The 10,378-nt window shown below is 67.3% G+C and carries 10 protein-coding genes; 3 read left to right on the forward strand and 7 right to left on the reverse strand.

The window, feature by feature from the left end; translation table 11 throughout:
• The coding region (locus ACE3SS_RS13415; protein WP_374594750.1) for a copper ion binding protein at nucleotides 1-1,083 on the reverse strand (1,083 nt) is incomplete at its 3' end.
• Nucleotides 1,084-1,209: 126 nt separating this feature from the next.
• On the opposite strand from ACE3SS_RS13415, the gene ACE3SS_RS13420 reads away from it, so the two are divergent.
• Nucleotides 1,210-1,419, forward strand: coding sequence for a heavy-metal-associated domain-containing protein (locus tag ACE3SS_RS13420; RefSeq protein WP_374594752.1), 210 nt, complete (start codon nucleotides 1,210-1,212; stop codon nucleotides 1,417-1,419).
• Nucleotides 1,420-1,566: 147 nt separating this feature from the next.
• On the forward strand, nucleotides 1,567-2,121 hold the full coding sequence (efp, locus tag ACE3SS_RS13425; protein WP_374594754.1) for an elongation factor P: 555 nt from the start codon (nucleotides 1,567-1,569) through the stop codon (nucleotides 2,119-2,121).
• A 65-nt stretch (nucleotides 2,122-2,186) separates the two neighbouring features.
• Here the strand turns inward: efp and dusA are convergent, their stop codons facing one another.
• Together dusA and ACE3SS_RS13435 are read right to left on the reverse strand one after the other, a co-directional pair.
• On the reverse strand, nucleotides 2,187-3,251 hold the full coding sequence (dusA, locus tag ACE3SS_RS13430) for a tRNA dihydrouridine(20/20a) synthase DusA (protein ID WP_374594756.1): 1,065 nt from the start codon (nucleotides 3,249-3,251) through the stop codon (nucleotides 2,187-2,189).
• 46 nt (nucleotides 3,252-3,297) lie between these two features.
• The gene (locus tag ACE3SS_RS13435; RefSeq protein WP_374594758.1) at nucleotides 3,298-4,113 is read right to left on the reverse strand and encodes a methyltransferase, TIGR04325 family; all 816 of its coding nucleotides are present in this window, start codon (nucleotides 4,111-4,113) and stop codon (nucleotides 3,298-3,300) included.
• Between the two features lie 149 nt (nucleotides 4,114-4,262).
• Here ACE3SS_RS13435 and ACE3SS_RS13440 point away from each other — a divergent pair, with 149 nt between their 5' ends.
• Nucleotides 4,263-4,868, forward strand: coding sequence for a hypothetical protein (locus ACE3SS_RS13440; RefSeq protein WP_374594760.1), 606 nt, complete (start codon nucleotides 4,263-4,265; stop codon nucleotides 4,866-4,868).
• On the opposite strand, the gene ACE3SS_RS13445 is transcribed toward ACE3SS_RS13440, so the two are convergent.
• From ACE3SS_RS13445 to ACE3SS_RS13460, 4 genes are all read right to left on the reverse strand, one after another.
• Complete coding sequence (locus tag ACE3SS_RS13445; RefSeq protein WP_374594762.1) at nucleotides 4,828-5,685, reverse strand: alpha/beta fold hydrolase; 858 nt, start codon at nucleotides 5,683-5,685, stop codon at nucleotides 4,828-4,830. The genes ACE3SS_RS13440 and ACE3SS_RS13445 overlap by 41 nt on opposite strands.
• Entirely contained in the window at nucleotides 5,682-6,518 is an 837-nt protein-coding gene (locus ACE3SS_RS13450; RefSeq protein ID WP_374594764.1) for a serine aminopeptidase domain-containing protein, read from the reverse strand. Before ACE3SS_RS13450 ends, ACE3SS_RS13445 begins: the two co-directional genes overlap by 4 nt.
• A gap of 2 nt (nucleotides 6,519-6,520) precedes the next feature.
• Nucleotides 6,521-7,198: a 4'-phosphopantetheinyl transferase superfamily protein gene (locus ACE3SS_RS13455; protein WP_374594766.1), complete on the reverse strand. Its 678-nt coding sequence runs from the start codon at nucleotides 7,196-7,198 to the stop codon at nucleotides 6,521-6,523.
• Nucleotides 7,199-7,246: 48 nt separating this feature from the next.
• A partial coding sequence (locus tag ACE3SS_RS13460; protein ID WP_374594768.1) for an amino acid adenylation domain-containing protein occupies nucleotides 7,247-10,378 on the reverse strand: 3,132 nt, incomplete at its 5' end.

The following is a 10,378-nucleotide window of genomic DNA, read 5'->3' on the forward strand; positions in this document are numbered from 1 at the left end:
GTCACCGCGCGCCTTGCTCACGGGCAGCGGCTCGCCGGACAGCATCGACTCATCGACCTGCGTCTCGCCCTCCATCACCTCGCCGTCCACCGGGATGCGCTCACCGGGGCGCACCACGAGCTGATCGCCCACCACCACGCGCGCCAGGGGCACGTCCTGCTCGGTGCCGTCTTGCAGGCGGTGCGCCACGTCGGGCCGCAACGCCGACAGCGCCCGGATCGCGGCGGTGGTCTGGCGCTTGGCGCGCGCCTCCAGCCACTTGCCGAGCAGCACCAGGGTGATGACCACGGCGGCCGATTCAAAGTAGAGATGGGGCATGTCGTCGGCCGCCGTCCACCACAACCAGCACGACAAGCCCCAGGCCGCGCTGGTGCCCAGCGCCACGAGCAGGTCCATGTTGCCGCTGCCGGCACGCAAGGCCGCCCAGCCAGCGCGATAGAAACGCGCGCCCAGCACGAACTGCACCGGCGTGGCGAGCGCGAACTGCAGCCAGGCGGGCAGCATCCAGTGCTGGCCCAGCAGCTCACCCAGCATCGGCAGCATCAGGGGCACGGACGCCACCGCCGCGGCCACCACGCCCCAGGCTTCGCGCCGCAAGCGAGCCTGCGCCTTCGTCTCGGCGTCGTCGGCCCCTTCGGCGCGCTGCAGGCGCGCGGTGTAGCCCGCGCGCTCGACGGCCCGCAACAGCTCGGCTTCGGCATCCGCCCCGCCCACCAGGCTGACGCGCGCCGACTCGGCGGCCAGGTTGACGCTGGCATCCAGCACGAATGGCAGCTTCTTGAGCGCGCGCTCGACCCGGCTCACGCACGAGGCGCAGGTCATGCCCTCGATGGCCACGTCCAGCTCGCGCACCGGCACCTCGTAGCCCGCGCGTCGCACGGCGGCCACCAGGTCGCCCAGCCCGGCCGTGCCGGCCACCCGCGCCTGCTCGACCGCCAGATTCACGGCCGCGTCGTCCACGCCCGGCACTTTCTTCAAGGCTTTCTCGACGCGCGCCACGCACGACGCGCAGGTCATGCCTTGAACGTCCAGCGTCAGAACCGCTCCAGCCGCGCCACTCGTCGTTGTTGCATCCGCCGTCATTTGAAATTCCGATTCACGCCCTCATCTCGTTCACCAGGCCGCTTGGCGAACCGTGCCAGCGTGCGAGACTCACCCGACCATTGTTCGCGATTCACGCGAGCGCCGCTCAACTTACCGAGGATCACCATGACAACGCCCGACGAACACGTCTTCCAGGTCAAGGGCATGAGTTGCGGGCACTGCGTGCGTGCCGTGACGCAGGCCGTGCAGGGCCGCGACCCGCAGGCTCGCGTCGAAGTCGATCTGCCGACTGGCCGCGTCACCGTCCAGACCGCCCTGAGCCGCGCCGCCGCCGCCGAGGCCATCGCCGAAGAAGGCTATGAGGTTGCGGCTTGACACGGCGCAAACTCGCGCCTCGATTCGTTCAAAAAACCTAGCTACAATTTGAGGCTTTGCGCACCACGATGCCTTGCTGTCTTTGCAAGGCAGCCACATCCAGGCTTGGAGCGCCTTCCCAGACACTGTTTTCCGAGGCCAAACGCCATGAAACTCGCACAGGAAATCCGCGCCGGCAACGTCATCATGCAGGGCAAAGACCCGATGGTCGTGCTCAAGACCGAATACAGCCGTGGTGGCCGCGGCGCCGCCACCGTGCGTATCAAGATGAAGAACCTGCTCAACGGCGCGGGCGCTGAAACAGTGTTCAAGGCCGACGACAAGATGGACCAGATCATCCTCGACAAGAAGGAGTGCACCTACTCCTACTTCGCCGATCCGATGTACGCCTTCATGGACGCCGAATACAACCAGTTCGAGATCGAAGCCGAAAACATGGGCGACGCGATCAACTACCTGCAAGACGGCATGGAAGCCGAAGTGGTGTTCTACGACGGCAAGGCCATCTCGGTCGAGCTGCCCACCACCATCGTGCGCGAAATCGAAACCGAACCCGCCGCCAAGGGCGACACGTCGGGCAAGGTCATGAAGCCTGCCCGCGTCGTCGGCACCGGCTTCGAGATCTCGGTTCCGGCCTTCGTTGAAAGCGGCGACAAGATCGAAATCGACACCCGCACGCACGAATACAAGAAGCGCGTCTGATCCCGGTCGATGCCGCAAACAAAAAGGACACTCGATGGTGTCCTTTTTTTGGTTCTTCGCCCGGTTCAGGCCATCGCCTGCTCCACCCTTTTCTCGGGCCGTTGATGCGCCAGGCGAAACACCTCGGCCGCCGGCAAATCCTTCAACTTGTGATCTGACCACACCTGCCTCCAGTACCGGGCGCCAGGCAACCCGTTGTACAGGCCAAGCATGTGCCGGGCCACTTGGGGCCAGCGCACCTCGCCGTGCTCCCAGCCACGCGTGCGATCGACTTCGCACTGCATGTAGTCGACCATCGCCGCCTCGACGCCTTCCCGCGTCAGCCCCGCGCTGGTCTGTTCATCGCCGAACAGCAAGGCAGCCCACTCGGCCATCATCCAGGGCGTGTGATAGGCCGCTCGCCCCACCATCACGCCATCCAGCGCCACGCCGTCAGCGCCCGGTCGCAACTGCTCGACGCATGCGGCGTTGTCCGCCAAACCGCCATTGAGCACGATGGTGAAAGCCGGGAAGTCGCGCTTGAGCCGGTGCACGAACTCATAGCGCAGCGGCGGGATCTCGCGGTTTTCTTTCGGGCTCAAGCCCTTGAGCCACGCGTTGCGGGCATGCACGATGAAAACGCGGCAGCCGGCATCGGCCACCGTGCCCACGAAGTCGCGCACGAAGTCGTAGCGCTCGATCTGGTCGATGCCGATGCGATGCTTGACGGTGATCGGCACGGCCGGGTCACCCCCCACCGCGTCGATCATGGCCTTGACGCAGTCGGCCACCAGCGAGGCTTCGCTCATCAGGCAGGCGCCAAATGCGCCGCGCTGCACGCGCTCGCTGGGGCAGCCGCAGTTGAGGTTGACCTCGTCGTAGCCCCACTGCTGGGCCAGCTTGGCGCAGTGCGCCAGATCGGCCGGCTCGCTGCCGCCGAGCTGCAAGGCGACTGGGTGTTCTTGCTCGCTGTAGTCGAGAAAGCGCGTCATGTTGCCGTGCACCAGGGCGCCCGTGGTAAGCATCTCGGTGTACAGCCTTGCGTGGGGCGACAAGAGCCGGTGGAAATAACGGCAATGGCGGTCGGTCCAGTCGAGCATGGGCGCCACGCAGGCGCGCCAGGGGCTGAGACGATCAAGGGAAGTGGGCATCGAAGGGGGAATCGGCATGTCGAAGAAAGGCCCGCGCACGCCCGCCTCAGCGGGAGAGATCGAGGCAGAAGCCGGTGTAGTGCCGCAAGCTGAGATCGGGCCGGAAGGGAATCAGCATGGGCTTGTCCGGGTTGATCCAGGTCTCGCGCAGGCGGTAGCCCAGCTCCGTCAGCCCTCGCACCAGGGACGCCTGCGTCTGGATTCGATAGGGGCAGAACGCTGTGCCCAGGCTGTTGACCGTGAAGAAGGTCTTTTCGGGGTGGATCGCTGCCGTGTTGATGATGATCCGCCGAGGCAGGCGCTGCCACCCGGACAGCATGTCACCCAGGGTCTGGGGCAGGTATTGCAGCACGCCCGATGCGAACAGCACATCCAGCCCCTCGCCTTGCGCAAAGCGATCCGTGAAGCGCAAGCGGGCGGCGTCGCCGCGCTCCTGCGCCAATTGGCGCCCCTGAGCCACCATGGCCGGCACGTCCTGCACGCACCAGTCCAGATCGGGCCATGCCGACAGCGGCTCGCGAAACGCCATGAACTTGATGCCGATGGCCCCGCCTACGTCGAAAACGCCTCGGAGTCCTTCTTGCAGCGAGCGGGTCAGCCAGTAAAGCGACGGGTAGTCGTGGGGATCCATCCGCGTGCGGTGCTGGTACAACTGCGCCGACTCGGGGTTGTCGTAGCCGGCTTGCCCGAAAGCCTGCGCAGCCGCCGTCGCCTCGTCCCAGCTGGCGTGCTCGCCGTAGAACATGTTCTGGTCGCGATTGGCGATGAAGGCTTCGCGTGCCTGGCGATGAACGATCGCGCCAATCAAGGGAAGACTGGCCAGCGCGTCAACGCGTTGATGAAGAGCTTGGATCAATTGCAAGGTGGCTGTTCCGGAATCGGTTCAGAGGTGCGGGCGTTTGCGTGTCAGAACCAGGGGCACGGCCTCGATTCCCCCTGCGGACAGGGTGGACAAATCCACCTTGTCGATGTGGATACTACGCCCATCCATTTTCAATACCCAGCCTCTACATGGACGCCCAGACTCGAAACGGTTCCCGCTGGAAGATCGAACCCTCGTCGGGCTCGTATTCCACCGGTCAGATCCAGTCCATTCGCCACAACTTCGATCAGCATCCGCTGATGCAGTTGCCCGAACTGGCCAAGCTGGCCAAGGACTTGGTGAAGACCAGGCAGTGTCGCTTCATCACGCCGGGGAGCGATCAATCGTCGCCATTTTTCCACACGCAAGCGGATCATCACGGACGAGACATCGACGAGGTGTTCGCGCGCATTGAAGAGCCTGGTTCCTGGGTCGCGCTCTACAACGTCGAAACCCACCCCATCTACAAGGGATTCCTGGACGACGTGGTGGGCTGCTTTCGGCACCTGGTGGAGCCGATCCTGGCTGGACCGGCTCAAATACCCGATCACGCGTGCGCTGATCGGGATCCGCAAGACCTTCAGCGGCTTCAAGCCCAAGCCGGGTTTCTGAGCTCCAGGTTTCGCGTCGATGGCCGCAAGCCCCCCCTCAACGGGGAATTCGGGGAAGAACGGGCCGCTCGATGCATGACGGCACGCCGCCGCCGGCCGCGCCTCATTCGGCACCTTGCCGCGCGACAGAATCAACTTGACTGAGCCAGCCTGCGATCAGGTCGATGAAATGCCGCTGCGATGCCTGGGAGGTGATCGTGTGATCGATGTCGGAGCGCAGTTCGGCTCGCACCTTGGGCAGCCATGGCTGCCCCCTGAAGGCGTGGCGGAACTGGCTGCCGTAGCTGTAGCAGTCCAGCACTGAGCCGGTGAAAAGCACGAACACGGCCGTGCCGCGCCCGACCAGCCGTTGCATCGCGCCCGCGAAATCCGCCTTGGACGGGTTGGCCGGCGCGCCGCCACCGTCGAACAGCGCGGGCTCGTCGGCCTGGGCAGACTGGCTCGACGGCCGACGCAGCAGGCTGCGCCAGGCCGCCCCCAGAACCTTGCTCCAGGGCGTCACCTGCAGCCGCTTCCAGCGACGGGCCCAGGCGGACAGGCGCGTGGCATACCAGAAGCCATCGACCATCATGAGCCCGGCCACGCGCTCATCAGCCTGCGCCGCCCAATAGGCGTTGACGGCGCCCGAGCAGATGCCGATGAGGATGAAGCGCTGGATACCGGTCGAGGCCGAGACGTGGTCCATGGCGCTACGCAGGTCTCGCACCGCCTGCTCGATGAAATTCTTTTCGCCGCCCTGGTGCGGGCTGTCTCCGACGCCGGACAGATCAAACCGCAGCACCGTCCGCCCCTGGGCCGCCAACGCCCTCGCCAGTTTGACGTTGATGCGATGAGGGCCGTAGCGCGGGATCACCCCGGCGTTGAACAACACCACGGCCGTGGACGAGGACGCCTGCGCGGGCGTGGTCAGCACCCCGATCAAGGACTGGCCGGGGCCGAACTGGCAGGCGATCTCGTTCATGCCCCCTCCCCGACTTGCTGAACCAGCGCCATCAAGGCCTGCGTGGGCACCAGCGCGCTGTTGTCTGCGGTGTCGCTGGTCCAGTCCGTCCCGTGGTTGACGGTCAGCACGCGCACCCGCTGACCCGCCGCGCCCGTCAGCGCCTGATTCAGATCCGCGGCCTCCGGCCGTTGCTGATCGCTGACCACCACGACGGCCACGTGCGATGCCGGCCAGAGCTCGGGCCCGGCCGCGCTGGCCTGCAGCTGATCTCGCAGCTCGGGCGACAGGGCATAGCCGATGGCCTCGTCGCGGAAGGTGCAGGGGTTCTTGGCCACGACCCTCGGCGAGCGGCTGGCCTTGACGGCGAAGGCCTTTTCGATGGCGACGATGTGGCGCTCGCGCAGGTAGTCGAGGTAGCGACGGCCGTCGAGCAAAGGGTCCCACAGAACGAGCTTGCGCAAACCACCGGGAGCCTGGCGCGCAGCCCTCAAGGCCACCAGCGCGCCCAGCCGCATGCCGAGCCAGATCGTTTCGGAAACCGCCCCCCGACGGCGAAGCTCGGCATCGGCGATCAGCACGTCTTGCGCCCAGCCCGCCAAGTCGCCATCGCGGTCGTCGCCCAGTGCATCTCCGGTGCCGTGATAGTCGAACCGCAGCACCGGGTGCCCTTGACGCGCCAGACGCTCGGCGGTCACGCGCATCATGCGATGGGCGCGCACGGCCTCCTGCCCGAAGGCTTGGCACAGCAGGACGCCCGGGCGGCTACAGACCTGCGCCGGCGCATGGAAGATCCCGAACAGGCCCCGCTCCGGGGCGCCGAAATTGACGGGCTCGATGACTGGTTGGGACACGCTCATATGCTTTCCGGACACGGCTTGCCAGCCCCCTGGTAGACCAATCTGGCAGCCGAGGCGAGCATATCAGCGCGGTACCGGACGGCGGCCACGTCCAGCACGGCCTCCTCGGCGCCGACGGGGATGCGTGTTCGCTGCAAGTCGCTGCTCAGGTTGAGCGTGAACGCACTGGACGGCAGAGTCAGGCCGGTGCCCAGCGCCTTGAGGCAGGACTCCTTGTGCGTCCAGCCTTGCAAGAAGGCCGACAGCGCCTGATCGGCATCCGGCAGGGCAGCCAGGGCCGCCTGCTCATCCGCCGAGAAATGATGGCGAGCCAGATCGTGGATCTCCGCGACGGGGTGGCGCACTTCGATATCGACGCCGATGTCGCCATGGGTACAGCTGGCCCGCGCGAGACCGATGAGCCCCAGATGCGCGCTGTGACTGAGATTGAAGCGCCAGCCGGCGAGTTCCGGCACGCTGGGCTTGCCGTGCGGCCCGAACTCGAAAAGCGCCTCGCCGCGCATGCCGGCCACCTGCGTCAGAACGCCCCGCAAGGCCCGGTGCGCGCTCAGGTAGCGGCGTCGGTCTCGCTCGAAGGCGAACCGGCCGGCGCGCTCGAGCTCCGGCGCGCTCAGCCGCACATCGGCCGCCACGTCCGGCGCATCGAGCTCCACCAGCCACAGGTGAATGCCCAAGGGGGACTCGGGCAAGCGCCGGATGGCGCACCCCACATCCATCATCGTTCAGGATCGGCGCCCGAAGCGCCCCAGCACGCGAGACAACAGGCCGCCTTGCGCCGCCTGCGCGCCTTCCGACGCGATCGATTCCGCGCGCCCCGCGTCTGGCGCGCCTTGCGTCGCCGATGAGCCTTGCGCCAGCTGTTGCAGGCTTTCGTAGACGTAGCGGCGCGGGTCGATCTTGAGGCCCAGCACCCGCGCGGTCTCGGCCACGGCTCGCATGACCAGCAAGGAGCTGCCACCCAGGTCGAAGAAGTTGTCGCCCGGCTGGATCTGGCTGGCGTCCACCCCCAGCAACCCTGCCCAGATGCCCGCCAGTTGCGTCACCGGATCGATGGCCGAGCCCTGCCCGGCCGCAGAGGCCGCGGCGTGGGTCGCCTGAGCGGACTGGCCCTCGACGAGGCGACCATCGCGATGCGCCTGAACCCAGCGCTCGAACGCCGAGGCATCCGGCCCCGGCTCGGCAAGCAGGGCCGCGATGGTGCGCTCGGGCGCATCGGCGACGCGGCGCAGCAAGGCAAGCAGCCGCTCGCGGAAGAGTCGGGCGGTGGCCACGTCGAACAGGTCGGCGTTGTAGTTGAACCCGCCCTCCAGCCCGCCCGGCACTTCCATGAGCCAGAGGCCGAAGTCCTCGGTCGCGCCTTTTTGCATGACCAGCACCGACGAATGCGCCAGCGGCCCCCAATGGCGCAGGCGGGCACGCGCGTCCTGGAAGGAATACAGACTCTGGTACAGACCGGCCTTGCTGGCATGACGGGCGATTTCGGGCTCGATGGCCAGCCGCTCGAACGGCACGTCCTGGTGGGCCATGGCGTCGAGCAACTCGCGCTTGATCGACGACAGGCATTGCGACAGCGTCGCGCCGGTGTCCAGGTTCAGGTGCACGGGCAACAGGTTGTTGAAGAAGCCCATCACGCCATCGACCTCGCCGCTCAGGCGCCCTCGCACGGGCACGCCCATCACCAGGGAGGGGCTCGACAGCGCCTGACCGAGCATGGCGGCGTACACCGCCATGACCAGCATGTTGACGGTCACCCCCCGCTCCAGGCCGAGCTGGCGCAGGCGCTCGGTCAGCGGCGCGTCCACGTGAACCCACTCCACGGCGCCCACGCCGGTCATGCCCGGCTTGCGGGGGCGGTCGGTCGGCAAGGCGCGCGGCGGGGTGATGGACGCGTAGCGCTGCTTCCAGTAGGTCACTTGCGTCTTGCAGGTTTCGCTGTCCATCCAGGCCTGCTGCCAATGCGCGAAATCGACGTAGCTCACGGCCGGCAAGGGCAAGGCGGCAGTCGTGCCTTGCAGGGCCGCGGGGTACAGCGCGGCCATCTCTTCGTACAGCAGGTCGAACGACCAGCCGTCCCAGATGATGTGGTGCGGCATGAACAGGAAGACATGCTCGTCCGGCGCCATGCGGTAGAGCGCCACGCGGAAGAGTGGCGCCTTCGAGATGTCGATGGGCTGATCGATGATGGCCTGCAGTCGCGCCATCAGCTCGGCCTCTCGCCGCGCCTCGGGCAGGGCGCCGAGATCCTCGAAAGGCAGGTGCAGCTCGACCTGATCGGCCACGCGCTGAACCGGGCCGCCGGGGCCGTCCGCGATGCTGGTGCGCAGGCTGGGCTGCCGCTGCACCATCTGGCGCAACGCCGCCTCGAAGGCCCGCGCGTCGAACGGCCCGCTCAAGCGGTGCGCCGAGGGCGTGTTGTAGACCACGCGCCCCGGGTGCATCTGCTCCATGAAGCGGATGCGCTCTTGCATCACGGTCAGCGGCGCCTCGCGCTGGTCGGCGCTGCGCGTCAGCGGCAGCGCCTGGGGCGCGCCGCCTTGGCGGGCGGCCTCCACGGCACGCGCCAGACTCTCCACGGTCGGGGACTCGAACACCGTGCGCAGGGGCAGCGACAAGCTCAGGGCCTTGTTGAGCGAAGCGATCAGCTTGGCCGCCAGCAGGGAGTGCCCGCCCAGCATGAAGAAGTCGTCGCGCACACCGAGGCCAGGGAGGTTGAGCACCTGCTCCATGGCCGCCAGAATCTGGGTTTCCAGAGGCGTGCGAGGCGCGAGGCGCTCGCCCGACAGCGCCAGCTCCGCCTCGGGCTTGGGCAGCGCCTTGCGATCGATCTTGCCGTTGGGCAGCAGCGGGATGGCGTCCATCTGCACGATGTGCGCCGGGATCATGTAGTCGGGCAGGCTCTTGCGCAGGGCATCGCGCAGCGCCGCGCCATCCAGCGCCGGCCCGCGCGACACCGCATACCCCACCAGACGCACGTCGCCCGGCGCATCCTCGCGGATGATCACCACCGCCTGAGCCACCGCGGGGTGCTGTGCCAGGCAGGCTTCGATCTCGCCGAGCTCGATCCGATAGCCTCGCACCTTGACCTGGAAGTCCAGCCGCCCCAGGTGCTCCAGGGTGCCGTCGGCACGCCAGCGTCCGGCATCGCCCGTTCGATAAATGCGCTGCCCCGGCTGGAACGGGTCGGGCAGGAACTTCTCGGCCGTGAGCTCGGGGCGACGCCAGTAGCCTTGCGTCACGCCGTCGCCGCCGATGAAGATCTCTCCGGCCACCCCCACGGGGCAGGGCTGGAGATGCGTGTCCAGCACATGGATTTGGGTGTTGCCGATGGGGCGGCCGATGCTGATCGGGCGGTCTGGCACGACGCGGCAGCAGGTGGACCAGACGGTGGTTTCGGTCGGGCCGTACATGTTCCACAACGCACCCGTGCGAGACAGCAGCTGCTGCGCCAGATCGGGCGGCAAGGCTTCGCCGCCCACCAGCGCCTTGAAGGCCGCCCCGCCGGACCAGCCCGCCTCGATCAGCAAGCGCCAGCCCGAGGGCGTGGCCTGCATCACGTTGGCCTGGTGACGCTCGATCAGGGCCCGCAGGGCCGGGCCGTCCATCACGGTGTCGCGATCGGCGATCACCACCTGGGCGCCCACGGTCAAGGGCAGCAGCAACTCCAGCACGGCGATGTCGAAACTCAAGGTCGTGACCGCCAGCAGCCTGTCCGCGCCGGACAGGCCAGGCTCCCGCGCCATGCTGGTCAGGAAATTGACCACCGCTTGCTGGTGAACCACCACGCCCTTGGGCCTGCCGGTGGTGCCGGACGTGTAGATGACGTAAGCCGGATCGTTCGCGCCGGCGCTGATGGC

This window comes from Aquabacterium sp. (assembly GCF_041915145.1).
Taxonomy (GTDB): domain Bacteria; phylum Pseudomonadota; class Gammaproteobacteria; order Burkholderiales; family Burkholderiaceae_C; genus Aquabacterium.

Bases quoted from the DNA above. Each gene is read 5' to 3' on its own strand.
- efp (WP_374594754.1), top strand. From the start codon at position 1,567: ATGAAACTCGCACAGGAAATCCGCGCCGGCAACGTCATCATGCAGGGC.
- ACE3SS_RS13445 (WP_374594762.1), bottom strand. From the start codon at position 5,685: ATGAACGAGATCGCCTGCCAGTTCGGCCCCGGCCAGTCCTTGATCGGG.
- ACE3SS_RS13420 (WP_374594752.1), top strand. From the start codon at position 1,210: ATGACAACGCCCGACGAACACGTCTTCCAGGTCAAGGGCATGAGTTGC.
- dusA (WP_374594756.1), bottom strand. From the start codon at position 3,251: ATGCCCACTTCCCTTGATCGTCTCAGCCCCTGGCGCGCCTGCGTGGCG.
- ACE3SS_RS13440 (WP_374594760.1), top strand. From the start codon at position 4,263: ATGGACGCCCAGACTCGAAACGGTTCCCGCTGGAAGATCGAACCCTCG.